Source organism: Acaryochloris thomasi RCC1774 (genome assembly GCF_003231495.1).
Lineage (GTDB): Bacteria > Cyanobacteriota > Cyanobacteriia > Thermosynechococcales > Thermosynechococcaceae > RCC1774.
Genome location: NZ_PQWO01000001.1, coordinates 211,909 through 236,032 on the forward strand (window position 1 = coordinate 211,909; position 24,124 = coordinate 236,032).

Annotated in this window: 19 protein-coding genes; 5 read left to right on the forward strand and 14 right to left on the reverse strand. The window is 51.6% G+C overall.

Going from position 1 to position 24,124, the window contains the following annotated elements; genetic code table 11:
* Nucleotide 1 precedes the first annotated feature (1 nt).
* Nucleotides 2-2,305 carry a two-partner secretion domain-containing protein gene (locus C1752_RS01155; RefSeq protein ID WP_110984211.1) on the reverse strand — a complete coding sequence of 768 codons (2,304 nt, stop codon included), beginning with the start codon at nucleotides 2,303-2,305 and terminating at the stop codon, nucleotides 2-4.
* 875 nt (nucleotides 2,306-3,180) lie between these two features.
* On the opposite strand from C1752_RS01155, the gene recG reads away from it, so the two are divergent.
* Together recG and C1752_RS01175 are read left to right on the forward strand one after the other, a co-directional pair.
* Nucleotides 3,181-5,667, forward strand: coding sequence for an ATP-dependent DNA helicase RecG (gene recG, locus C1752_RS01170; protein ID WP_110984214.1), 2,487 nt, complete (start codon nucleotides 3,181-3,183; stop codon nucleotides 5,665-5,667).
* Nucleotides 5,668-5,944: 277 nt separating this feature from the next.
* A complete protein-coding gene (locus C1752_RS01175; protein WP_110984215.1) occupies nucleotides 5,945-6,745 on the forward strand; it encodes a TPM domain-containing protein in 801 nt (266 codons plus the stop codon).
* A 145-nt stretch (nucleotides 6,746-6,890) separates the two neighbouring features.
* Here C1752_RS01175 and C1752_RS01180 read toward each other — a convergent pair whose 3' ends face one another.
* On the reverse strand, nucleotides 6,891-7,541 hold the full coding sequence (locus C1752_RS01180) for a helix-turn-helix transcriptional regulator (protein ID WP_110984216.1): 651 nt from the start codon (nucleotides 7,539-7,541) through the stop codon (nucleotides 6,891-6,893).
* A 289-nt stretch (nucleotides 7,542-7,830) separates the two neighbouring features.
* Here C1752_RS01180 and C1752_RS28840 point away from each other — a divergent pair, with 289 nt between their 5' ends.
* On the forward strand, nucleotides 7,831-9,609 hold the full coding sequence (locus tag C1752_RS28840) for a serine/threonine-protein kinase (RefSeq protein ID WP_199464243.1): 1,779 nt from the start codon (nucleotides 7,831-7,833) through the stop codon (nucleotides 9,607-9,609).
* A gap of 29 nt (nucleotides 9,610-9,638) precedes the next feature.
* Here C1752_RS28840 and C1752_RS01190 read toward each other — a convergent pair whose 3' ends face one another.
* Both C1752_RS01190 and C1752_RS01195 read right to left on the reverse strand, forming a co-directional pair.
* Nucleotides 9,639-10,154, reverse strand: a complete 516-nt coding sequence (locus tag C1752_RS01190; RefSeq protein ID WP_110984217.1) for a hypothetical protein — start codon at nucleotides 10,152-10,154, stop codon at nucleotides 9,639-9,641.
* Nucleotides 10,141-10,899, reverse strand: coding sequence for a PEP-CTERM sorting domain-containing protein (locus C1752_RS01195; RefSeq protein ID WP_110984218.1), 759 nt, complete (start codon nucleotides 10,897-10,899; stop codon nucleotides 10,141-10,143). The genes C1752_RS01190 and C1752_RS01195 overlap by 14 nt, the downstream gene beginning before the upstream one ends.
* Nucleotides 10,900-11,113: 214 nt before the next feature.
* On the opposite strand from C1752_RS01195, the gene C1752_RS01200 reads away from it, so the two are divergent.
* Nucleotides 11,114-11,689 (forward strand): MiaE family protein, encoded by a 576-nt coding sequence (locus C1752_RS01200; protein ID WP_110984537.1) that lies wholly within the window; start codon nucleotides 11,114-11,116, stop codon nucleotides 11,687-11,689.
* A 213-nt stretch (nucleotides 11,690-11,902) separates the two neighbouring features.
* The gene (locus C1752_RS01205) at nucleotides 11,903-13,216 is read left to right on the forward strand and encodes a glycosyltransferase family A protein (protein ID WP_110984219.1); all 1,314 of its coding nucleotides are present in this window, start codon (nucleotides 11,903-11,905) and stop codon (nucleotides 13,214-13,216) included.
* A gap of 60 nt (nucleotides 13,217-13,276) precedes the next feature.
* On the opposite strand, the gene C1752_RS01210 is transcribed toward C1752_RS01205, so the two are convergent.
* From C1752_RS01210 to C1752_RS01255, 10 genes are all read right to left on the reverse strand, one after another.
* Complete coding sequence (locus C1752_RS01210) at nucleotides 13,277-13,606, reverse strand: hypothetical protein (protein ID WP_110984220.1); 330 nt, start codon at nucleotides 13,604-13,606, stop codon at nucleotides 13,277-13,279.
* Between the two features lie 62 nt (nucleotides 13,607-13,668).
* Entirely contained in the window at nucleotides 13,669-14,634 is a 966-nt protein-coding gene (locus C1752_RS01215; RefSeq protein WP_110984221.1) for an aldo/keto reductase, read from the reverse strand.
* 154 nt (nucleotides 14,635-14,788) lie between these two features.
* Complete coding sequence (locus C1752_RS01220) at nucleotides 14,789-16,537, reverse strand: ABC transporter ATP-binding protein (protein WP_110984222.1); 1,749 nt, start codon at nucleotides 16,535-16,537, stop codon at nucleotides 14,789-14,791.
* A gap of 228 nt (nucleotides 16,538-16,765) precedes the next feature.
* Nucleotides 16,766-17,374, reverse strand: a complete 609-nt coding sequence (locus C1752_RS01225; RefSeq protein ID WP_110984538.1) for a hypothetical protein — start codon at nucleotides 17,372-17,374, stop codon at nucleotides 16,766-16,768.
* An 88-nt stretch (nucleotides 17,375-17,462) separates the two neighbouring features.
* The gene (locus tag C1752_RS01230; protein ID WP_110984223.1) at nucleotides 17,463-18,113 is read right to left on the reverse strand and encodes a Tll0287-like domain-containing protein; all 651 of its coding nucleotides are present in this window, start codon (nucleotides 18,111-18,113) and stop codon (nucleotides 17,463-17,465) included.
* Nucleotides 18,114-18,185: 72 nt separating this feature from the next.
* The gene (locus C1752_RS01235; RefSeq protein ID WP_110984224.1) at nucleotides 18,186-18,983 is read right to left on the reverse strand and encodes a cytochrome c3 family protein; all 798 of its coding nucleotides are present in this window, start codon (nucleotides 18,981-18,983) and stop codon (nucleotides 18,186-18,188) included.
* The gene (locus C1752_RS01240) at nucleotides 18,980-19,627 is read right to left on the reverse strand and encodes a cytochrome c3 family protein (RefSeq protein ID WP_110984225.1); all 648 of its coding nucleotides are present in this window, start codon (nucleotides 19,625-19,627) and stop codon (nucleotides 18,980-18,982) included. The genes C1752_RS01235 and C1752_RS01240 overlap by 4 nt, the downstream gene beginning before the upstream one ends.
* 14 nt (nucleotides 19,628-19,641) lie before the next feature.
* Nucleotides 19,642-20,712, reverse strand: coding sequence for a globin family protein (locus tag C1752_RS01245; RefSeq protein ID WP_110984226.1), 1,071 nt, complete (start codon nucleotides 20,710-20,712; stop codon nucleotides 19,642-19,644).
* A gap of 656 nt (nucleotides 20,713-21,368) precedes the next feature.
* Nucleotides 21,369-22,289 carry a pentapeptide repeat-containing protein gene (locus tag C1752_RS01250; RefSeq protein WP_110984227.1) on the reverse strand — a complete coding sequence of 307 codons (921 nt, stop codon included), beginning with the start codon at nucleotides 22,287-22,289 and terminating at the stop codon, nucleotides 21,369-21,371.
* Nucleotides 22,222-23,955, reverse strand: coding sequence for a cytochrome c biogenesis protein (locus tag C1752_RS01255; protein ID WP_110984539.1), 1,734 nt, complete (start codon nucleotides 23,953-23,955; stop codon nucleotides 22,222-22,224). The genes C1752_RS01250 and C1752_RS01255 overlap by 68 nt, the downstream gene beginning before the upstream one ends.
* Nucleotides 23,956-24,124: the final 169 nt, after the last annotated feature.

Consider the following 24,124-nt stretch of genomic DNA (forward strand, 5'->3'; position numbering starts at 1 on the left):
GTCAATAAGAGTGACAGGGAACAGCAGCCTGAGCAAAGGCATTCGGCGTCACGTTCGGAGCCTGAGCTAGCAGCACAAGATTCCCTCTAGCATCTCTTGCCCACCCCTGGGCCTCTTGTAAAGGACGAATGGGAGATGGCAATTTTCGCAGACCAGTGGTCGCTCCTCGCCACCGAGACGGAGCCTTTACGGCCCGCCTGATAGATGAAGGCCGGAGATCATCCCAGATGCTTTGGCTCCCGATCTCCTGTGGCTCTGAAGGTTTCCCCCCCCGTCGAGTGTGAATGAACTGGCTGCCCTGCTGCCCGGCTTGGCATCCCTGAGTTAGTACCGCAGTTCGGATCACTTCCGGCAGCGCCACCGTATCCTTACTCGGGTCAATCTCGGGCGTATTCACCTGTACCACCCCATCAAGACCAAATCGAGAGTTGGCCGTGATATCGTTCGTCAATCCCGTATCTAAAGGCGGACGACTGAACCCGAGCAGCCCATCAGTATTGATAGAGACAGCACCTCCATTTCCGAGAAATGCATCGGTACGAATATCACTGTTTTCACCAGGGACCGCGACCACCAGCGGAGCCGCAATCCGAATATTGCCTCCATCCCCTCCCGCGTTCCCAATGCCGCCAGAGGTTGAGATCATGCTCTCTTGACGTAGAAGAATATAGTCTGCGGCCCGCAGCACAATATTGCCGCCACTGTCGGTTGCCGTCTCTGCATTGAGCAGCCCCCCCTCCAGGCGAATGGTATCAGCAAGAACGCTAATATTACCTGCTGAACCCTCCTCTAGGCTGCTGACCGTGACGAGTCCCTGATCTTGAACCAAAAGTTGCCCCGTTCTCAATACCAGGCTCCCGGCCATGCCCTCACCCTGAGCTTCTGCAATCAAGGCACTGGGTTGCAGATCGCCATTCTCATCAATTCCCACCCCCGTCACCAGAATGGAATCGGTGGCCATGATGCTTAAGCTACCTCCATCGCCATTGCTGACACCTTGGCCAAAGCCATTTGGATCTGGATCTTCCACAGCCCCCACTGATACCTGGCCACCATTTTCAACCACCAGTCGTCGTGTGGTGATTTTCACCCGACCGGCATTCCCTGTCGCCCCCGCCACACTCTGGGAAAAGATCGCACTTTGCCCGCGTCGGCTCGGGTTGCGACCACTTACCCGAATCAGATCGGTGGCATTAATCACAACCCGACCCGCATCTCCAGAATTATTCTCCCCAACGGTTGAAGAGGTTACTGTGCCACCATCTCTCAAAATAAGCTGACCCGTCTCGATCAACACCGTTCCTCCACTGACCGGCGCTCGAGTACGTGTTGCCACTTCGCTGTCACCGCTAAGCACAATTCGACCTGGCACCCGAAGGCTAATCGTACCGCCCTGAAAAGTCATATCCACAGGGTTAGTACTAAGCGTCGCATTGATTTTGGCGTTCAAAAGCGTTAGCTTCTGCCCCTGAACCTGCACCGAACCCGTACCTCGCCCCCCAGCCGTCACTAATGACCCTTGCGACAAGCGAATATTGCCTAGAGTCGCTCCCTCTGGCACGTCTAATATCCAGTTTTGCCCGACGGCACTGAGATCTACGCGGCTACCGGGGCCAACGCTCGCTAACTCAACGCGCCCCCGTGCGGCGGTAAGGTTCCCCCCGAGGAGATCTATATCACCGCCCACCAGAGCCAAGGTTCTGCCTGCATTAACCTGCAGCCCCACTGTTCTATCGCCCAATCGTCTTCGGGAAGAACCTAACCTCCCCGTGGTGCGCGACTGGTTTTGAATGGGGGCAGCTGTGGGACCAAATCCAAGACCGATAGGCGTGCGAACAGTCAACAAAGAGGTGGGCTGAGTGGCGCTAAAGCGATCGCCTCCTGCAAACAAGATTTGGCTAGCGGTGCTCGCTAAGAAGGAACCGTCCAGACTCAGACGAGCATTGGGACCAAAAAAGATACCGTTGGGATTAATGAAGAAAAGGTTGGCATCACTATTTGGGACCCGAATTAATCCGTCAATATTGGAGGCTGCGGAACCTGTTACCCGGCTAATGATGTTAGTGACAGTAGGTCCACTGTTGAAGTCAGCAGACCCATTTATGGGGACTGAGAAAGTTCTGAAGCTCTGAAATAGATTACCGCCAACTTGCCGACCGCCATCAATATCAAAATTGAGTTGATCCGACGATGTAACCTGAGTTCCGACCGTTGCATCGCCTTGAACCTGAGCCTGACCGTCACCAGCCGCCATCCCAAGCACACAAAGGCTAAAGGTTGATAAAAACAGACAATTTTTAACCATTTAGGAGTGAGAACTGACAGCGTAGTTTGGCCAAGTCATAAACAGATATCGAGCGTGGGATATACCGCTCTTATGACTAAGAGCGCGAAGAATTTTAATCTGTTATCTATTTCTAACTATGCAGTTAATCACAGTCTGTGCCCATGTTTATGAGGTCTCTCTAATTTTTCAGGGCTTCTTGCCTCTTGCCCTGACTCAGTTCAAAGGGAAAGAGATGCCCTCGCATCTGTCCTCAAAGCTATTGCTTCCGGAAACGCGACTCGCTCTTCAATCACAAGACAAAGACGCAAGTCCAAGCAAATTGTCGGTCAACGATTGATGACTTTAGCCCCGAATCTATTGCTTGAAGACAGCTGGGAATACAGATGCCTGCTGTTTCGTAGGAAGTCTCAAGAAATAATGCAAAGCATACGCATAAAAAATAACTATGGTCCTAGATAGAAATAATAGATAGCCAAAAGGCAGTCATGTCTAAATTCCTTTAGAGGCTTCTAGAAGCTCTGAATATATTAGAATATAGCTTCTTTTTCTCTGAGATATTCTCCGTTTTGCAGTTATCAAAATTTCTTTAACCTATTCTTTTCTCAGGCGACTCTCTTTTGATAATCCTCAGAACATAGACAGACTAAGTTTGATGAGGAACTTGGTTTCGAAAAATAGGCATATTTCACTTGTTCAAACAACTGGTGGCCAATTTGAGCCTGTACAGTTTGCCTTTGGAACCCAAGCAATCAACGTGCTAATTCTTCTGGAGCAGATGAACTTTTTATCGCGTTCGATGTATGCTTCTACCGTTCGCAGCTTGAGTTTACAGTTCATCCAAAGGCTTCTTCGACGAACTCAGCCTAGAATATGGCTAGCACTGCCTAACCGCAATGGTTGATTCAGCTCCACCTATTCCACCTGCACCAACGCTGCCTGACTGGACACGGCTGCAGCGATCGCTCGCTGTCGAAGCCGAGCGCGGCTTTAGCGATCTCGAAGGCAAGGAATTTCGGTTTAGCCAATTCCTCAAGCAAAGCTTAGAAACCTCCGCCGTTCCCTTTTTGAAGCCTGATGAGCAGGAACGCTGGCAGCAAACCGCCGCCCGCTTTGAAAAATACTCTGAGCTGCCCCTCAACAAACGTCAGCATCTTGTCGCAGAAACTCGCCGTCTGCTCTACCACGCTCAGCAGGATTACCGTCGCGTCATAGAGCCAGAATCTGCCCCTAAACCCAAGCAACCTAAAACGACATCGCTAGAAACGAAGAATCGAGAGATTACGCTTGATCAAGAACTTACCTACCTTCCGGGTGTTGGCCCTAAAAGTGCTGATAAACTTGCCAAGCTGGGTCTGTATAGCGTTCGAGATATTCTGTTCTACTATCCACGCGATCACATCGACTATGCTCGTCAGGTCAAAATCGCAGACCTCGAGGTAGGGGAAACGGTGACGCTGGTGGCAACGGTGCGTCGCTGCAACTGCTTCAGCAGTCCTAAAAACTCGAAGCTGACAATTTTTGACCTGACGATTCGAGATGCTACGGGGCAAATTAAACTGAATCGGTTCTTCGCCGGGAATCGGTTTCGCAGTCGCGGTTGGCAAGAGGGACAAAAGCGGCTCTATCCTCCGGGGGCGATTGTTGCGGCGTCCGGGCTGGTGAAAAGCAGCAAGTATGGCATTACCCTCGATAATCCTGATATCGAAGTGCTCGATCATTCTGGTGGTGAGATTGACTCGCTCACGGTGGGGCGGGTGGTGCCCATTTATCCTTTAACGGAAGGAGTGCAGCCTGCCTTAGTGCGGCGAGCGGTGATTGCGGCTCTGCCTGCAGCGAAGAAACTCAAAGAGCCACTGCCGGAAGCTTTGCTCAACAGCCATAATTTAGTAGGTATTGGAGATGCGATCGCAAATATCCATTTCCCCGAAAACAGCACGGCCTTAGACCGCGCCCGCCGCCGCCTGATCTTCGACGAGTTCTTCTACCTGCAGCTTGGTCTGCTGCTGCGGCGTCAACAACAGCGTCAGACTCAACAGAGCAATCCCCTCAGCGCTCGAGGCGAACTCGTGGAGCGATTCTATGATGTCCTGCCCTTTCAGTTCACAGATGCCCAACAGCGCGTCGTCAAAGAGATACTGACCGATATTGAATCTCCTGAACCCATGAATCGTCTTGTACAGGGAGATGTTGGGGCCGGTAAAACGGTTGTAGCCGTGGTGGCATTACTGGCTGCGATACAATCTGGCTACCAAACCGCACTCATGGCTCCAACAGAAGTCTTGGCCGAACAGCATTACCGCAAACTCGTGGAATGGTTTAATCAGCTTCATTTACCGGTGGAGTTACTGACCGGCTCCACCAAAGCCGCCAAGCGCAGAGAAATTGCCAGCCAACTAGAAACGGGAGAACTACCGCTTCTAGTTGGCACCCATGCTCTGATTGAAGATAAAGTACAGTTTCAGAGCCTAGGCTTAGTCGTCATTGACGAACAACATCGCTTTGGCGTTCAGCAGCGAGCCAGACTACAGCAAAAGGGTCAACATCCCCACGTGCTGACGATGACGGCAACCCCCATTCCTCGAACTCTGGCGCTGACACTCCACGGAGATTTAGATGTCAGTCAGATTGATGAGCTGCCTCCAGGACGGCAGGCAATTCAGACCACGATGCTGACGCCCAAAGATCGCACCCATGCCTATGACTTGATTCGGCGCGAAGTGGCAATGGGCCGTCAGGTTTATGTCGTTCTACCGCTAGTGGAAGAATCAGAAAAGTTAGATCTTAAATCTGCAATTTCTGAACATGAACGACTGCAAAATACCGTCTTCCCCAACTTTAAGGTGGGATTGCTCCACGGTCGCATGAAGTCCGCCGAGAAAGACGCTGAAATTAGCCGGTTCCGAGATGGCGAGATGCAGGTGATTGTTTCTACCACCGTTATTGAGGTTGGAGTCGATATCCCCAACGCAACAGTGATGCTAATTGAGCATGCTGAACGATTTGGTCTCTCACAGCTTCACCAGCTTCGGGGCCGCGTCGGTCGGGGTGCTCACCAGTCCTTCTGTCTATTGATGAATAGCTCGAAGAATGAAACCGCTAAGCAGCGCTTGAAAGTGATGGAGCAGTCCCAGGACGGGTTTTGGATTTCTGAGATGGATATGCGCTTTCGAGGTCCGGGCGAAGTGATGGGGACGCGCCAATCGGGGCTACCAGATCTGGCTTTGGCAAGCTTAGTGGACGATCAGGAAGCGCTGGAGCTAGCGAGAGATGCGGCGGAGAAGGCGATCGCACAGGACCCAACCCTTGAACGCTGGCCTCTCATGCGAACAGAGCTGGAACAGCGCTATCAGCGCTTAATGGGTGGCGCTATTTTTACTTAAATCTGCTGCGTTGTACAGGATCAAGGAGAGAGGCTTAAGGAAGGCTACAAACGGCCAAGGCCCAGAAATTGGCTGCAGCGTTGCGATACCTGAGAGCGCGCTTGGCTATCGTTAGACTCTCAACCCATTGTCTGACATAGCCTCTAGGTATTTTCATGTCTGTGAATATTCGCTAAAAGGGAAAATATAAAGTATTGTTAAGCATGCGGCAGCGTTGTTAGGTTCTATTTTTGCTGCTGCTTATTAATAAACTTTTTTATTCCTTTGCTGTAGTGCTATGAAATATTCGACTTTTAAAATTTGTTTGACAGGTTTCTTGGCAATGTTGATGAGTTTGGGGATAGCATTAGGTTCCCCAGCAGCTCTAGCGACCGATACTGCAATATCGTTGCCGACCGAGTCAACTGCAGTTCTCGATTTAGCGAAGTCACTCACCACAGTTCAAAAAGAGAATCTAGATCAGCGCTTGGCAGACTTTGAACAGGAAACAGGTTGGAAGCTCAGAGTATTAACGCAGCTTGAGCGGACGCCTCGACAGGCAATCAAAAAGCTATGGAGTCTAGATGACCATAGTGTATTGATCCTAGCCCAGCCACAGGAAGGGAATATCCTCAACTTCAGTATCGGAGATGCCGTTTACCAGATCTTGCCCCGTAATTTCTGGCTAGAGGTTCAAAATCGCCTCGGCAACAAGTACTACATTCAACAAAATGGCGAAGACCAAGCAATTCTAACGGCGATCAATTCGATTGAAGTGTGCCTCCGTCGGGATGGCTGCAGCGTCATGCCGGGGATCTCAGATGAGCAGTGGGTCTTTACTCTGATTGCATCAATCTTAGGGGGACTCATTTGTGGCTTTGGGGCACAACCGCGCAATGCTGAAGAGCTATTTTCATGGCGATGGGCACTGATGTTTTCCCCACTGTGGGGTATTTTGTTCTTCGCGTTTGGTGTTGCCCCTGTCATGGCACGTACGTCTGATTGGCTCCCTCTAATGCGAAATATTGCAGGCTTTTTGTTTGCCTGTATTGGAGTTATTTTGGTCGGCTCTGGTCCATCTACAACAACAGAATCGTAGCTGATATTGATGCCTGGCCTGCTGGTTCACGGCACTCGGCATCTGCTGCTTCACCCCGTTGCTTTTATTCTTTCGCTCCATACTGATAAACAGCCCCAGAGCATCCAGGCGTGCGATGCTCTGGGGCTGGAGCGCAATCAAGCAATCAAATTTTTGCCACTACCTGATTCTCTAGGCTTTCAAGATCAATTCCATACTGTTGAATCAATTGAGTGGGGCTGCTATCTATTTTTGCGAGTTGGATGACCCCCCATAAAAGGTGTTCAGTCCCAATTGATTTTTGATCCTTGAGCTGAACGGTCTCTAATGATAGCTCTAGAACGGACTTACATTGAGAACTCAACTTTGGCTCTCCTTGAAATTCAAAAGAATGATCATCGGTTGGGACGTCTTGCTTTGCACCATTGGCACGCAGTAGACGAGCAGAGGTTGTCGTTGGATCAGCCAGTAACCCTACTAGTAAATGTTCTAGCTCCACTTGCGGTGCTTTGGAACGAGAGGCTTCATTACCGGCAAACTTGATCACGTTGATTGCTTTTTGAGCAAAACGCTCACGGCCAAAATATTTTTTGAATCGTTTAATCTGTGGTTGCATGGGACTTTCAGCCTCATAGATGAAAACATTTTCGATCGCAACACTAAATAGACTGGCAAGCTTGAAAGCCATCTCCAAACTGGGGTCAAACTTACCAGACTCAAAACCATTAACGGCCTGACGACTAACACCCAATTCCCTAGCTATTTCAGCTTGAGATTTGTGGTGAAGCTTCCGCAGTTCTTTCAATCGGTTTTTCATCAATGTCGTACATCTATTGTCAAGTCATACTTTACTTTGGGATTTACAGCCTCGTCAAGCTCTACTTGACGAGGCTGTCTGCAGAGTTGGCGTGACAACGCTCATAGGCGCTTTACTCCTGAGCGCGGCCCCCTGATATGGCGGGAACTTACACCGTGAGCACTGCGTCAGCTAGCGGGGGAGATTTTAAGAAATATCTCTGCCGACATCTCTATATCAAAATAATTCTGCAATTCCACCTTGGTAATGGGGCATACCAGTAGGGTGGAACGGTATCGCAAATTAAATCATGATTGGTCAACTTCTCTCAGGACGCTACAAACTGATCCGTCCCCTCGGGGCTGGGGGTATGGGACAAACTTATGTTGCTGAAGACACACAGCGCCCTGGAAACCCTGTTTGTGTTGTCAAGCAACTAAAGCCACCGACGAATGATCCGAGTTTTCTGACCATTGCCAAACGCCTCTTCAATAAAGAGGCAGAGACTCTAGAGCATCTAGGTCATCACAATCAAATCCCACAGTTGCTGGCTTACTTCGAGCATGGCCAAGAGTTTTTCCTCGTCCAAGATTTTGTTGAAGGCCATCCCCTCAGCCAAGAACTCGGTCAGCGCTGGCCTGAAGATCAAGTGATTCAGCTCTTAGATGAAGCCTTGACGATTTTAGATTTTGTCCACAGCCAAAACGTCATTCACCGCGATATTAAGCCCGACAACATCATCCGGCGGCAAAAAGACGACAGGCTGGTTCTGATTGATTTCGGAGCCGTTAAACAGGTTCGCTCTCAAAACACCGTCCTCGCCAGTCAGGTCAGCCAAAGCGTTGCGGTCGGTACACCGGGCTATATGCCCAGCGAACAGGTCAGCGGTCATCCCCGCCCCAGCAGCGATCTCTATGCCCTTGGGAAAATCGGCATTCAAGCGCTGACGGGCCTATTACCAACCCAGCTACTCGAAGATGCAGATGGTGAAGTGATTTGGCGTGAACAGGCACAAGTCAGTGAAGGGTTAGCGGCATTTCTCACCAAGATGGTGCGTCACTATTTCAAGATGCGCTATCAAACGGCAGGGGAGGCGCTAGAGGCGCTGCGTCAGCTTCGCGTTGCACCGACAGAAGTTGTAGCCCCTGTTCCGCCACCGATTCCACCGATTAATGCTCAGCCCGTCGTCCCGACACAGCCTCAACCGGTGGCGACGGTACAGCCTGACTACACGGTACCTGTTGCGGCTCCGACTCCAGCACCGATTAGCCAACCGGAGTCTTCTCGATCCCTAGTCCCTCTTTTTATTGGCGCGGGGTTGCTGGCTGCTGGCTTAGTGGGGGGTGCGGTTGCTTTGCAGTCTAGTTTCAACAATTCGTCGCCAACGGTTGAAGTCACGCCTAAAGCAGATGCAGGTGCTGCGCTTTTAGTTCAGGCACAGGATGAAGCAGAGACAGGAGATCTAGGGGAGGCCGTTGCGATCGCAACCCAAATCTCAACCGACAGCGACAGCTATGCAGGGGCAACAGAATCCATCGAACAGTGGCAGACCGACTGGGATGAACAGAATGACCTGTTTGAAAGAGCTGAAACCGCCCTCTCTGCGGGCCGCTGGATTGAAGCGAGAAATGCCGCTCGGGCACTTCCCAACAATGACTACTGGGAACCTAAAACAACCCCCATCATTGCTAAAGCCAAGCGCGAACTAGATGCCATTAAAGCGCCTAAGCCGACTCCGACCCCAACCGCAACGCCCACCCCGACCCCGACTCCAACGCCCACCGCAACGCCCACGCCTACCCCTGGCTCACCCTCAGGAACGTTTCAAGATGACACTTGGCAGGTCACCCTGCGGGGAGAAAACAGCAACTTAACTTACGAGGGACGCAACCTCAAAACAGGCGATTCTCTGAATCTATCGGGAGCCACGGTTGCCACCAGTCAAGATCGCAAAGTTTATACCTGGTACAACGGTGACTATCAGTATCGAGTGAGCTGGCGGCCCAGTGACGCCTCGGTCCTCCGGCTGCAGGTGATCACACCCAAGGGCAGAGAACTGATCAATAGCCTTCTCTATGAGAGGACTTGAAGACCAAGGCATCAACTGATACGGGCCATTTACCCCCTATCCTCGCTAGTATCGAGTTCTAGTGCGTCTGCTTGGCTATCGATGTATAACATCAGCAATCCGAGGATGAGCGTGAGTAGCGATCGCAACCAAGCCCGCACCGGAATATCTAGCACCAACCCCCAAGTGCCACACCAGCAGAGGGCAATGCCCAGAATGGTGTACAGCGACGCCAAGTGCGGGAAGTGCTGCCGCAGAAAATTAAACAGCGCTTGGCGGCTATCAGCAGAGGTAGAATTCTGCGGCGTCTTCATCGTCACGAGTACCTGCAGCGATGCATCTTCCAGTGACAATAGCGTCAGACCCACGATCAATAAAACAAGATGTCGTAACGGAGTCCAAGCGGACTGAAGCTCAATAGTAACCGTTAGATCTTGCCCTGCTGCCCAAGCATCAGCAAAGCACCAAATCGCGCTCCAGATAAACACCAGGCTGAACAAGTGATAAACGGCATAGAGGGGCTGAGTTTTGAACTGTGATAACAGTCGAGGACTACCGTTGCCCACTTAATGTTTTCCGCTTTCTCATGACAAGCAATCCTAGCCCTGTGAGGACAAGTCCTGCGACACCGCTAGGTTCAGGTACCGCTCGAAGACTGAGCGCATTAATGCCGATGGCACGATTTGGGACTGAAGAACTAAATTCGAGTCGAGAAATGTTTGCGGTATCACTCAAGGCTCCGAGAAATAGGGCCGAGTTATCTAAAGCCAGGGAAGCCGTACCCGGCGCAGAGAAGTTACCGAGCAAATTATTGTCACGATCAAAAGCCGAAATAAAGGCGTCAAACATCGGCGTATCGTCCACCGCAATTTGGGCACCCACGGCTCTAACCGGCGTTTCAAAGCTCAGCGACAGGGGGCCTGGGTTTCCGGGTGCTGGGAACTGGGTGGGATCTAACCCAGTAAATAGAACAAAGTCGTCAGGCGCAAAATTAGTGGCAATACCAGCAGCAGTTGTTTGAAATAGCAGGGGTGGCGTAATTGTAGGATCGCCCGTTGGCGGAATATCAATATTCACCTGTAAGCCATTATCTGAAGTGGCTGTAGAGGCAAAGGGTAGAACTCGAAAAGGCTGGGGTGGATCAATCGGACCTAGGCTAGCCCAATCTAACCGATCGTTGCTGCGCAGATCTGCACGACTGGTTGTAAATGAAAGAGAGGCACCCAAGGACGGCAGTGCCATGACGGAGGTAACAAGGACTGTTCCAGCCAAACCAAGCAACGGTCGGGTCAATCGCTTTAGTGAAGTCATGATTAAAAATCAGTAGATTTGAACAAATCATTACCTAGCGCCAATCCTTGCACATCAACATCAACCAGGCCGGAAAACACACTAAGTTTTACATCGCGTCTACAGGTTCTCGCGAGACTTCTGGAAGTACTTCGGCATCCTTCTGTTGAACAGACTGATTGTTCCCAGTCCTGTCTATGATGTGGAAGAGATGTTTGTAGATTCGACGATTCCTATGCCTCTGCAGCTACAGTGCCACAGTTCCCCGCAGTGGATTGATGCCGTCCTCGCGGACTTCGACCCCTTCTTGCTTGATCATGCTGCCAACGAGAAGAAAGCCTCAGGCGTAGCCATGAACTTAGCCGCCCACTATCCCGACAAGCCGGAACTAGTGGCCGAGATGATTGATTTAGCAATTGAGGAACTGAGCCACTACCGCGATGTTTTTAAGCTGATTCGAGAGCGCCAGCTTACGATCCCCCCCGATCAGAAAGATCCCTACGTGAATCAGCTCCGCGCCCTGATTCGGAAAGGAACTGAGTATTATTTTTTAGATCGGCTCCTGGTGGCAGGCATCATTGAAGCCCGTGGGTTAGAACGGTTTACCTGCATTGCTGACGCGCTCCCAATGGGCAAGCTGAAAGGATTTTATGTTGCGATCGCACGTTCCGAAGCCCGCCATGCCGACCTATTCCTCTCCTTAGCACAACAGTATTTTGACCCCAACGCCATCACAACGCGGCTTGAAACCTTGCTCACCCAGGAAGCAAATTTGTTAGAGAATCTACCCGTCAGAGCTGCACTTCATTGAGTTCTCTACCTAGTCAAATTGCAGCGAACCAGCCACAGCTTTCAGCCGTCTCTCCCCAGAATTGGGGGGTCGGGGGGCGAGTGCAACACCCGTAGATTGTTTCCCAGTTGCTGTATACCGATATACATAGTCTGCTGGAAGGAATAAGCATTGCCTCCGATAAAGCTCTTCTATTAAGAATCCTTCCCGCACATACCCTCCGGTCCCCCAGCAATGCCATCTAACCCATACCGTCCCTATTTAGATCGCTACGCAGAACCGATCGCAACTGAACTAGAGCCTAAAGTACTGCTGCCGCATACCTATCAATTTGTCATTGTCATTCCAGCCCACAACGAACCCCCTGACAGTCTAGACAGAGTTCTCCCTCAAGACCTGCAGAACACCTTAGTGATCGTGGTCGTCAACGCAGCAGAAGCCGAGAAACCAGCAGCAGCAACTGCTGAATACACTGCAGCCTTGCGAAACACGCAGATCTTCCTTGAGCAGTTTTACCCCAAAGGCGCTCTGTTCACCATCGTGCCCCAACAGAATCAGTCCACCCTACTGATTGTGGACTGCTGCACTGCCGGACGTTTGCTGCCGCATAAGCAGGGCGTCGGACTCGCGCGCAAAATTGGCGGAGATCTAGCCGTTGCCTGCATTGCCGAACAGGTTGTAGTCTCCCCCTGGATTCACTGCACCGATGCAGACGTCGAGCTTCCCCTTGGCTATTTAGGAGAGGTAGATCCAACGGTTGCCGTCGCAATTTATCCGTTTCGTCACTGCCCACCCCACCGCAATATTTTGCAGTATGAGATTTCACTGCGCTACTACGTGCTGCAGATGGCGGCGGCAGGGTCTCCCTATGCGTTTCAAAATATCGGCAGCTTACTGAAAATCAACGTCCGCAACTACGTCGCGGTTCGGGGGTTCCCAAAGCGGCAGGCTGCAGAAGATTTTTACATGCTCAACAAGCTCACCAAAACAGGCCCCGTTGAACGGCTGAAAGCACCCGTCGTTTCTCTCTCTTCACGAGTGTCAGGGCGTGTGCCCTTCGGGACGGGGGCAGCAATGGGGCGATTAACCACTGAACCTGACCTGCAGCTCTATAATCCTGACATTTTCCGACAGCTCAAGACTTGGCTAGCCTTAGTGGAAAAGCTGTGGTGCAGTCTCAGCTTAATTCAGCAGCAGGGACTCGCCAAGTGGTGGCCTGCGGATCCACTGCTGCTTGATGTTCTTCAGGAGATGGGGCTAGAGAAGATACTGGTGCAGGCCGAACGACAGTGTCGAGACTTTCCTCACTTTCGGTTCTTTCTCTGGGGCTGGTTTGATGCCTTTCGGACCTTGAAATTTGTCCACGCGCTACGCGATCGCAAATATCCGTCACTTTCAATCTGTGAAGCAGTGGCCCAATCGGACGGCGACTTAGATTTATCTCAGGCCACATCCGATATATCCACGTTACAAACCATCAATGACCGGCTGATTGATCAAGAAAATCAGTTGCCATCTCTGATTGGTCCCACCCTCCAAACGCTTTAGCAAGCGGGGATATAGAGGCGTTAGGAGAAGAAAACAGCAGAACATCGACGAACGACATCCCTAATCAGTGGTGATGCCTTCAAAAAGTCCTGAGAGGGTCTCCATCCCTGCCTCGATAGCCGTAGCGAAGCCTTCGGTTGCACCTTCGACACTCCTTGCAGCTCCTTCATAGACATCTGAGGAAACAGCAATACAGTCGGTATCAGAGGTCAGCAGGGTGGCGTCGATAGGATTTAGATGATGCTCGATCGGTTGATCCTGCGGCCCATCAGGAGGCTGAAGCTGTTGCCGAAAAGGTCGCGCCAATCGATCTAACAGCTTGATGGCCACAACAAGAACACTTACGGTCGAAAGACAGATTAAAAGGAAGAGTGCAGAATTGAGTGACATGGTTCAATTTGCTTATTTGCTCAAGCCTAGCAAACGCATTGGATAGACTGCTTAGAAATCGTCTACGACCAAGCCCGGAAGAACGTATTTTCTTCCCAGATATTTGCGGTTAAACGCTCAATGTTTTCCCTGTCGGCTTGGGCTAAGGGCTGGTATTGCTGAGCAACAGCAATATTCCCTGCAAGCTGCTCCGGCGTCTCAGCAGCAATGATGCACCCGTGAACCCCATCGAGTGATAGCGTATAGCCCATCGCTTGACGCATATCTAAGGCACCAGGTTTTAACAGCCTGCCGTAGGCTGGGACTTTCATGGCAATAACGCCCACGTTCTGCTTTTGAGCCACTGGCAACACGGTGGTGGCAAAAGGGCGGGGGTGGTGAATATCGGCGGCGTTAATAGAAACAAGTGTGGTATCAAACGGATAGCGCTGCAGACCTTCGGCAATAATATCGGGTTCATGGTGTCCGGTGATGCCGCTGAAGCGAATCAGCTTCTGCTCTTTGGCTTCTTTAATCGCTTCAATAGCTCCATCTTTAGCAAAGATAGCCTCTAAATCTTCTGGGTAAGACACATGGTGAAGCTGCCATGAATCAAGGTGGTCAGTTTTGAGTCGATTCAGCGAACGCTCTAAATTCCGCCAGGCTCCGTCGCGGTCTCGGGCTGCGGTTTTGCTGGCGAGGAATACCTGCTGTCGGTACTGGGGCAAAATCTTGCCGAGATACTCTTCACTGGGGCCGTAGCTGGCGGCGGTGTCGAAGTAGCGAATACCAAGCTGGAGGGCTTTTTCGATAATTGCGATCGCATCTCCCTCTTGCCCTGATCTTGACAGAGGTGTTTGCCCTGCTCCGCCCAGCCCTAAGATCGGCAGCGCTACCCCCGTCTTCCCCAGTACGCGTTCAGGCATTTGCCCCGTTGTGAGATCAACTTGAGATGCAGCACGGGGTGGTTGAGTGAGAGCTTTACAGCCTACGGCTCCAGCCGCAGCCAAGCTAGAAATCAAAAAGTTTCGTCTCGTTTTTCGCGCCATTTTGGCCCCCTGTGCGATGGACACCTCTCTAAACTAACGAATCAACCCGCAAGAAGGGCAGGCCCCTTTATCCGGCAGCACCCTTGCAGTTGAGCTTAAGACGTTTCGTTTTTTCTCCCCGAAGGGCTGAAATAGCGGCAACAGAGGCAAAAAGCTATTTCAGGTTTGCTTCTAGCTTTTGCTTATCCCAGAGAGATTGATAAAGACCCGGTTTGCCGATTAGGTCTGTATGGGTTCCTTCTTGAACAATGGTGCCGTGGTCCATGACTAGGATGCGATCGCAAATGGCTGCCGCCGACATCTGGTGTGAAATGAACAACACCGTTTTCTGTTGATGGGCCAGTTCCTGCAAAATCTTGGTGGCCGTTTGATTATCAACGCTAGATAGCGAATCATCCAAAATCAAAATGGGCGCATCTAAAATCAAGGCTCGTGCTAGAGAGGTACGCTGTCGCTGGCCGCCGGAAAGCGTCACGCCCCGTTCCCCGACCAGGGTTTGATACTGTTTCGGGAACGTCAGTACGTCGCTCTGAACCTGAGCTTGCTTCGCCGCGTTTTCGACATCAGACTGCTCTTGATGGGGAACGCCATAGCGAATGTTGTTCTGTAGGGAGGTGCTGAATAAAAAGCTGTCTTGAGGAACATAGGCAATCGCGCCCCGGAGATCGTTGAGCGCCAGTTGCGTAATATCTTGACCATCAATGAATAACTGCTCTGCGGGGATATCGAGCAGTCGCGGAATCGCATTAGCAAGGGTTGATTTGCCCGACCCAATCGGACCCACCACCGCCACCATCTCACCGGGTTGAATCTCAAAGTTAACGCGATCCAGCGCTCGCTCTTTGCCGTAGTGAAACGTCAGATTACGAGCCGTCAGTTGCCCTTTGACCTCAGATCTAGGCAGCGGCAGGCTGTCGGGTCGGGTTTCGACTTTAGGCTGCACCGAGAGAATGGCTTGGATGCGGTCGATGCTCACCTCACCCCGCTGATAGGCCGTAATCGTGAAGCCCAAAATCGCGGTGGGAAAGATCAGCTGCTGGGCGTAGATCAGCAAAGAAACAAAATCGCCAACGGAAATCGTGGCACTTGCGATCGCACGTCCACCAAAGAACAGCAGCACTAGCAAACTAATGCTAGCAAAGCCCCCCACCACCGGGAAAAGAATATTGCGCGTTTTCAGCAGAGCCACCTTGGCCTCGAGCAGCTCTTGATTGCGTGCCTCAAAGGCCTGCTGCTCCATCGGCTCTTGGGCATAGATCTTAATCAGCGCCATCCCGCTCATGTCTTCTTGCACAAGCTGACTGAGTTCAGACAAAGAGTTCTGAACAGCGGCCTGCTGCTCCCGCAATCGGTGGCTAAAGACGTTCACCACAATCATGACAATGGGGTAGACCGCCAGGGTTGCCAACGTCAAACTGACGTCAATTTTCAGCATGTAGGGCAGCCGCAGCGCATAGGCAAAAGTCGTATTGGCAATGCTTAGGATTGAAAAGCCCACCAACCGCCGAATATTTTCGACATCGCTGGTGGCTCGGTTAATCAGATCGCCCGCGCTATTGGTGGCAAAGTAAGACGGCTCCAGGCGCAGCAAATGTTCAAAAATTCGCTGCTTAATATCAAACTCAACCAGACGACCGGCACCAAAAAGCCACATCCGAGAGGCCATCCGAATCACCCACATCACAGAAGCCAGCAGACAGAACTGTAGAACGTAGCCTCGTACCTGCTCCATGCTGAAAGCAATCTGTAGATCATCGACAACCCGGCCGATCAACAGCGGCAGATAAGTCCCTAGACCATTGACAAGCAGCAGCGCAAAGACGCCCAAAAACACCTTCCTTCGATGCGGCTGCAAATAGCCAAGGAGAATTTTAAGGCGCTGCGGTTGTGGTTTAGCGGTCATCTAGGGGCAATTCCCAGCTCTTGAAGTTTGGTCGCGATTCGCTTGACCCAACGCTATAGCTAGAGAGGTATTGGTTAGGACCTTTTTTGACTGAAACCCATTTTGGATAAAGATTCAGTGTCTTAACCAGCCACTCGACCGCTATAAATCGGCTTCAAGTAATCTCGTGCCTAATTGTAGCGAACATAACCATATGTCCCTACAGCACCTTCGCGCCCCATGCCCCCGCTACTGAAAGTAAAAGGCCAGGAAGATATGAAACGCCAGCATCACCATAAAGAGACTGACAAAAATGATGTGACTCGATAGCCAAATCAGCCGCAGCCCGCGAATCAGTGGCCCCTTTGTAGTGGTGGGGAACACTTTCGCAACGGCACCTAGCTGCAGCGGTACCAAGCCAAAATATTTACGAGGCGATTCTAAAACACCCGTTTCAGCCACAACACCCATCAGTGCGGAGAGAGAGGTGCCCCAGAAAATCCAGAGGAAGATCATGTTGAAGTTGTCCCCCACCTGGCCGCCGGTATGAACCAAAATCATCGCGATCAGACCCACGCCCAGGAAAATATGCAGGCTCCGCCACAGCACCATCGATCCTGGGATGCTGATTTTCCAGCGACGGCCTCGCTTTCGCACCGTCAACAGCATCTCCAAAATCACAAAGGCCAGGGCGGTAAACCCTGTAATCATTTTATACAAGTCACCCTGCAAGGCCTCTAAGAGGTCAAAGGAATGCTCGCGCATTAACGGAATATAGAGGGGACTAAACGCGAACGGCAGTAAAACGGCTGCCGTAATCAGCAGCAGAACAATGAGGGTTGAGAACTTGGGTTTCATATCGTGGCCGTGAATAAAGCAGCGCAAAACCCCAAAGGGTTCCACGCTGCACCGTCAATATCACGGAGCCTGAGTCACCGATGTGAGCCTAGGCACCTTCCAGCGGAATGTTGATCATGATGCCGCCCATGACATCGTCGAGCTTGAAGACCTTGTCGGGGTAACGCTCTTTGTGAATCGGGTGGGTGTTGTGGCAGGTGACGCAGGCCTCTGCCACAGCCTTATCAGGATAGAGAGCCGAGAAATACTTCTGGCCGCCGACCTCCTGATATTCCTTGTAGGGTTCTCCTGTTTCGTTCACTTGCTCAATGGCCGTTTGCTCAAAGTCACTCTTTGGCCCCTGATTGTCATTGATGTACCAGGAAGAGATTAGGTTATAGGTAAAGGTGCCATCTTCTGAGGCTATCTCAGACCCCAGCCGAAACATTTGGGCCGGTAGCGGAATCCCGTTGGTCTGCTCCCACCCTTCGGTGGCTTCAATCTCAAGGACACCATCGTCTTTGGGCTTGCCTTCTAGTTTCTTGGCCCGATTAACGACGTGCTTCGTGTAGGCTGTGCGGTCTGAAGCCAGTGCGGTATGAATATAATCAGCTACTAACTCGGGCTGAACGCCCCCGGCCTGTGTCTGGGCACCGCCACCGCTACAGGCTACGGCGGTGAAGCAAATAACAATCGCCAGGGCAAATAAACCTAGGGTTCGTTGACGAAATCGTCGGATTTGTCTGTTCGCAGAAATCATGTCGTCTGTTTCCTCTCAAGTAATCAAAGTGAAGCTGAGATCCAGGGGCCGATGGTTATGCGTGCAGCGGCTCTAATTGCCCGACCGCTGTTTTTCTAGGGCGCGGACCATCTCTAGGGTTTGCAGGGATTCAGTGGGCGGTCGGGCAAAGTTGGAGGCCACTAGGTCATCATCGAAAATGCTTTTGTAGGCGTATTCCATACCGTGACAGTTCATACAGACTTCTTTGACCATGCGATCGCGAGGCAACAGTGTATACGTGTTGTTGTGATTGACTTGAGTCGGCTTTCCACTGCCTGCGTCATGGCGCGGGAGATGGCAGGCCGCACAGGTTGTGGACTGTGCAGAGGGGCGAGGCAGCGTTCCTTCCTGCTGCCAGAGCTGGGCGTGTTTTGAGTTTTTGTAGTTGCGAGAATGATCGTCGTTGTGACAGCTTAGGCAGCTATCGACTGCTGCTGTTTGGGTCTTAACCGTGTGGACATCGTGACAGGTGTTGCAGTTCATGACCTGGTTTTGGGCCTCAACTTTCATGGGCAAGTGGGCCATGGCAGGCGTCAGCGGCGACTCCCCCTCCAGCAGACGAATGCCGTGCTTACCGAGCAAGAACGTATCCACCGCCTGTTCGTGGCAGGAGCGACAGCTCTCGTGGTCTGGCTGAGCAATAAACTGCTTGCTCTTTGAATCTTGATGGCAGCTAGAGCAGTTCACTTCGGCAAGGGCATGGGCACTTCCCTGCCAGCGTTCGGTGATCTCCTGAAGTTCAGCTTCTGTAGATGCTATTGCATCTACAGAAGAGCCAAAAAACGGCTCTAGGAAAACGCCCCCCATAAGGCAGTACAGAGAAATGAGCAAGACACTCAGCACCTTCATGAGCGCCCCCCTTTGAACTCTTGCGATAAATCAGGTTTCGGGGCTGTTTGAACTTTCGTTGTCACCGTTCGCACGGGCAAAGCAGGCTGGGGCATAAAGTCAGGCTGATCAAGGTTCTGGCGCAGAAATCCTGTGGAAATAGTGCGATGGTCATGGTAGTTGTGGCATCCGGCCGTCCAGCAGCCATCAGCGGTGAACCCATCGTGGCTTTTCAGATCACCCTCAATGATGCCCTGATGGCAAGCCATACAGAGATCGGGCTTTAGATTGACGCCCCGGCCAAACATATGGACGTGCTCGTTATGGCAGGTGGTACAGGTCAACGCAGCTATTTTTTCTAAGTCACCTGCCCATCGAGGATCACGGAACTTCTTCGCACCGTGGGCATCCGTCGCCATCTCGGCTTCGTGACAGCGCAGGCAGGTTTCATTGCTGACAGGTTTAAATCCTTCATGACAAGAGGCGCAAGAGGCTTCGAATAAAACGTGGCCATCCGAGGTTGTGCCCGGGAGAAACACCGTCTTGTGATCGGTGGCAAAGGCAGCCCCGAGCCAACAGGTCAACAGCAAGCAGAGCGTCACCACAGCCGTTTTGACACTCAACAAATTCCCGATGCGGAAACGTCTGCGGGTGTTGGCAGTCACACCGAGCCTCCGGTCTATACCAGCAGGGCGATCACGATCACGGCAATCACCCCCCCGGCAATGAGGGCGAGCAGACCTTTTTCACTACCCTCCTCTAAGTTCTCCGCAACGCTGGCCTTTGGCTCGCCTTCAGCATTCGCCATTGTGACCGGCTCTGCATGTGTAGGCGACTCAACTGCAGGCGGAGACGTTTCTAGCTGCACCTGCTGCTGGGTATAGTCTGCACCATCCAACATGATCTCAGTAATGGTGCCGTAGGCATCGACCCAGGCCTCTTTGACCTCCGGTCTCCAGTCTTGACCGAGATACTGCTCAAAGGTCTTCAGCAAAGAGTTACCCACCAGCGGATAATGCTCTGGCAGTGCCCCATACTTTACATGGCGCGCCCCCAGCCCTCTCAAGCTTTTGCTCAGAACCTCAGGGTTACGCAAGTTCTCAATCACAAGCACCAAAGACTGCAGTAGCTTCTGCTCCTGCTCCTTCATATGGGTGTTCTCAAACAGCGGCTTCGCGGCTGGATAGTCGGTGAACAGATTTGTATAAAAACTACCGACAAACGCACTTGCCTCAGGCGTAATCTGGGCAAAACTCTTCTCCAGTAACTGCACCTGATGCTCGGCGGCATCCGGCTCAGCGACGCTAGGTGCACTCGCGCCTTCCAGCTCTAGATCCGCTGCGTTATAGTCTGCACCTGCGAGCATCGTTTCACTGATGGCTCCGTAGGCATCAACCCAGGCCTGCTTCACTTCTGGGGTCCAGTCCTTGCCGAGGTACTGCTCAAAGGTCTTCAGCAAAGAGTTACCCACCAGCGGATAATGCTGCGGCAGGGCACCATACTTCACATGGCGCGCGCCTAAGCCTTCCAGGGCGTCACCAAGAATCTCAGGGTTACGCAGATTTTGAATCACAAGCACGAGAGATTTAAGCAGCTTTGGCTTTTGCTCCTCCATTGCGGTGCCTGCAAACAGCGGTTCAGCCGCAGGATAATCTGTGAATAAGTTGTCGTAGAAGCTAGTGACAAAATCATCAGCCATCGGCTTAATTTGGTCAAAACTACGCTCTAATGTTTCTACTTGTAAAGACATAGACTAGGAACGCTCCATCAGAAAAGATTGAGTCAGAAACATTGTTTTATGTATGCGTTGCAGGTCGATGATAGACACGTAAATCAAAGATCTAGGTCATATAAACCACCTACTCATGACCTGTCAGCTTGGTCAATACCTGAAGGAATTTCAACATTGTAAGCTACAGTTCATCTTGATCAGAAGGTCTTCATACCTTAGACCTAAAACCTACTATTAAAGAAGGTTTACACCAATGAGATTTTATTTTTTAGACCTCTAATCTGAACAGTATTTGAATAAGTTAAAGAAGGTTCCGGATCACATTCGTAGCTCTTGCTACTAAAAAAGAACATCCTTTGCAAATAAGGCATGAAAGAATTTCTTTTTTTGCATATCAGTGAAGATAGGAATAGAAATACAAAAGATGGCGGGAAAAAAGCTGTTGATAGACATAGTAATAAGATCACTATTTGCATCCAAAAACACGAATACAAATAGTGATTGAATGTGTACTCTTGAGCGCTAATTTTTTGCAGGTTATAGCCGTACGCAGCCGAGTCGAGGTAGCGAGTTACTGCTTTGGGTACCTCCGTTAGTGTGCCGCCACATTCCTCTGCCTAATTGTGGTGCACTGGAACGGTCCTATCTTCCCTGAGGTCACCAGCCACCAAGGGTTAAAGGTTTAAAGCCCGTCCACGTATCAGCGTTTGATGCTGCTGTTCAGAGAGTCCTTTCGCATTGGTAAAGACAGCGCCAGCAACCACACAGTCAGAAAAATCAACGTTTGTTAGAGTCGTACTTTCCAAATTGGCATCTCGAAAATCTGCGCCGGTCACAGTTGCGTCTGAGAGGTCAGCTCCCTCCAAATTAGCGCTGTAGAAGGATGCTTCTGTCAGATTGGCTCCCACAAGCTGAGTCTGCAGCAGCTCTGCATGGTCGAGGCTGGCTTGCTGGAGCTGAGTTGCCTGCAGAATTGCGCCCCGCAGCTTGGCGGCAATGAGGTCAGCGTTAGTTAGATCCGCTCCCCGCAAATCTGCTTGCTGCAGAAGACAACGTTCTAGAGCCGCTCCCATCAGTTGAGCGTTGGGCAGTTGCGTCCCCTTGAGAACGGCATCATTTAGTTTTGCGCCGCGCAGATCGGCCTGCGGAAACTGTGCTGCTGTTAAATTAGCCTTCATTAAAATGGCGTCTCGGAAACAGACGGTCTCTCCCTGGGCTTCTGTAAAATCAGCATGTTCCAAGATGGCTCTAGAGAAATCAGCCCGATCTAAGGTAGCTTTAGGAAGCTTGATGCCTGAAGCATTCACGGCCTGTAGCTGCGTTCCCTCTAGGTGAGCGGCGTTCAATAGCGCCTGTGAGAGGGTCGCCTGCTGAAAGTTCGCCCCTGAGAGCTTCGCTAACATCAAGGTCGCGGCGGTGAAGTTCGCGTGGCTGCATGAGGCTCCGGTCAGGTTTGCCAACCGAAGATAAGCTTGCTCAAACTGTCCCTGATCGAGCTGGGCGTTCTGCAAGTCAATATTGCTCAGTTCAGCGCCCTGGAGCGATTGCCCCTGCTGAACCTGGCTCTGGACTTCTGCCGCCGTCATGGTTGTCATAATTTTGCACCGCTGCTGTAAACCTCAAGCCGCCTTGATGACGGACGATTGCACTCAACACAAAGAGCAGATCTAGCCCGACGAAACCCGCCACAATCAAGGCGGAGCCACCGGTACTAAAGCCATAGCTGTGCAGTCCAGTCCCCAAAACAAAGTTGACGCCGTACCAAGCCATTAGCACGGCGTTGAAGGAAACGACGCTGGCAATGGTGAGACCAAAGGCACCGATCCAGCCCACTAAGCGACCGTGAAGTGGAGCCAAGTAGCACAGCAGCGCAATCAGCGCCCAGGTCTCTTTTGGATCCCAGCCCCAAAACCGTCCCCAGGAGAAGTGCGCCCAGATGCCGCCCAAAATGATGCCTGCCGTTAACAGTAGGATGCCGACTTGCAGAACCTGATAGTTCCAGCGGGACAGCTTCTGAATCTGTTGGGATTGAGGCAAGAACAGATAGTAGCCCAGGGTCACGTGGCCTAGCCCCATCGCTAGGGCGAAGCTAGCGTAGCCGAGGGTAATCGTAGGGACATGGATGCTGAGCCAAAAATTATCCCGTAGAACTGGCACCAGGGGGCTGATGCTGGGGTCGAGAACAGCGGGAAGGCTGTCGGCTAACACCAAACACAGAACCGATAGAGGGGCTGCTGCCAATAGGTAGTAGTGGGCTTTGGATCGCCACTCGAAGAGCAGGGCCAGCGCTGCAATGCCAAATCCGACCCAGATCACGGATTCGTACATATTAGTGACGGGGGGACGATCTGCAATCTGTACCCGCAGGAGAAAACCATAGCACTGGGTCAATAATCCGGCACTGAAAACGCCCATTGCGCTCCAGTACAGATTCCATTGGGGAAAGTTGAGCGCCATCAGCATCAAAATAAATGCGATCGCATATAGCCACCAAGCTTTGGCAAAGGGATGGAAGTGATTGAAGAACACCTCTCGCTGGAGGATGCGATCGCTTGGATAGATCTGCGGGCTCAAGTCCACAAGCTGCTGACGCAAAGTCTCTGCCTGCTGCCCCACCGCCGCTAGGTTCTGCGGATCTTGCAAATAGGTCTGCTGGAGCTGCTCAAACTGAGCGATCAGGCGACTGGAGTTAGGGTAGTAAGCCTCGCTGTCGGTTAGCCCGAGCCATTTGCCCTTTAGATCGCTGGGATGGGGAACCAGCGGTAGAGATTGAGACCCGACGGTCTGCATCATCAGATCAATGCGATCGTAGAGGTTGAGGGCTTCTCGTTCATCTCGCGTCAGGGTTTGATCTTGGCTTTGCTTCTGTTCTGCTGTTTGCAGAAGGTTGCCTAAGTCAGACTGCGCTAATGCCGCAAAGGAAAAGTGTTTTTGGTCGGGATTAAGACCTAGTTTTTCTTTGAGCGGACGATAGCTCAATAGAATGAACGGCTCCTGATTCCAGTTGCGATCGTTCCACCACAGGGAGAGGTAGGTTTGCTGGCTGTTTAGGCGCTGCCCTGTCTCAGTGCGGTAGCTCGGAGAACCGTGAATCTGGGCTACGGTCTCGCGGGCCACGGTATCTAGGGGCTTTTTACGGCCTTCAAGCTGAACGGCAAAGGTGGACAGCGAGTCTAAGGGGTGGTCTTGAGATTGGCTGAGGGGCGCTAGGAGAATGAGTAAGCCCAGACAAAGACTCAGGAGAAATTTAGGAGTTTTCATGTTCGCGGGTGGTGACTGGGCGATTGAGAATGGGAGAGGTTCCAGATTGATTTGCACTGCCCCCCCGGCCCCCCAATTCTGGGGGGAGAGAGGCCGAGGTTCTGCATTTCCCAATAGATATCGCTACGGGAGCATTGTCTGTTGATAAAAATGGCGTAAGCAGACGCTT

Excerpts from the sequence above, each read along its gene's own strand:
- C1752_RS01155 (WP_110984211.1), bottom strand. The coding sequence starts at position 2,305 with ATGGTTAAAAATTGTCTGTTTTTATCAACCTTTAGCCTTTGTGTGCTT.
- recG (WP_110984214.1), top strand. The coding sequence starts at position 3,181 with ATGGTTGATTCAGCTCCACCTATTCCACCTGCACCAACGCTGCCTGAC.
- C1752_RS01175 (WP_110984215.1), top strand. The coding sequence starts at position 5,945 with ATGAAATATTCGACTTTTAAAATTTGTTTGACAGGTTTCTTGGCAATG.
- C1752_RS01180 (WP_110984216.1), bottom strand. The coding sequence starts at position 7,541 with ATGAAAAACCGATTGAAAGAACTGCGGAAGCTTCACCACAAATCTCAA.
- C1752_RS28840 (WP_199464243.1), top strand. The coding sequence starts at position 7,831 with ATGATTGGTCAACTTCTCTCAGGACGCTACAAACTGATCCGTCCCCTC.
- C1752_RS01195 (WP_110984218.1), bottom strand. The coding sequence starts at position 10,899 with ATGACTTCACTAAAGCGATTGACCCGACCGTTGCTTGGTTTGGCTGGA.
- C1752_RS01200 (WP_110984537.1), top strand. The coding sequence starts at position 11,114 with ATGCCTCTGCAGCTACAGTGCCACAGTTCCCCGCAGTGGATTGATGCC.
- C1752_RS01205 (WP_110984219.1), top strand. The coding sequence starts at position 11,903 with ATGCCATCTAACCCATACCGTCCCTATTTAGATCGCTACGCAGAACCG.
- C1752_RS01210 (WP_110984220.1), bottom strand. The coding sequence starts at position 13,606 with ATGTCACTCAATTCTGCACTCTTCCTTTTAATCTGTCTTTCGACCGTA.
- C1752_RS01215 (WP_110984221.1), bottom strand. The coding sequence starts at position 14,634 with ATGGCGCGAAAAACGAGACGAAACTTTTTGATTTCTAGCTTGGCTGCG.
- C1752_RS01220 (WP_110984222.1), bottom strand. The coding sequence starts at position 16,537 with ATGACCGCTAAACCACAACCGCAGCGCCTTAAAATTCTCCTTGGCTAT.
- C1752_RS01225 (WP_110984538.1), bottom strand. The coding sequence starts at position 17,374 with ATGAAACCCAAGTTCTCAACCCTCATTGTTCTGCTGCTGATTACGGCA.
- C1752_RS01230 (WP_110984223.1), bottom strand. The coding sequence starts at position 18,113 with ATGATTTCTGCGAACAGACAAATCCGACGATTTCGTCAACGAACCCTA.
- C1752_RS01235 (WP_110984224.1), bottom strand. The coding sequence starts at position 18,983 with ATGAAGGTGCTGAGTGTCTTGCTCATTTCTCTGTACTGCCTTATGGGG.
- C1752_RS01245 (WP_110984226.1), bottom strand. The coding sequence starts at position 20,712 with ATGTCTTTACAAGTAGAAACATTAGAGCGTAGTTTTGACCAAATTAAG.
- C1752_RS01250 (WP_110984227.1), bottom strand. The coding sequence starts at position 22,289 with ATGACAACCATGACGGCGGCAGAAGTCCAGAGCCAGGTTCAGCAGGGG.
- C1752_RS01255 (WP_110984539.1), bottom strand. The coding sequence starts at position 23,955 with ATGAAAACTCCTAAATTTCTCCTGAGTCTTTGTCTGGGCTTACTCATT.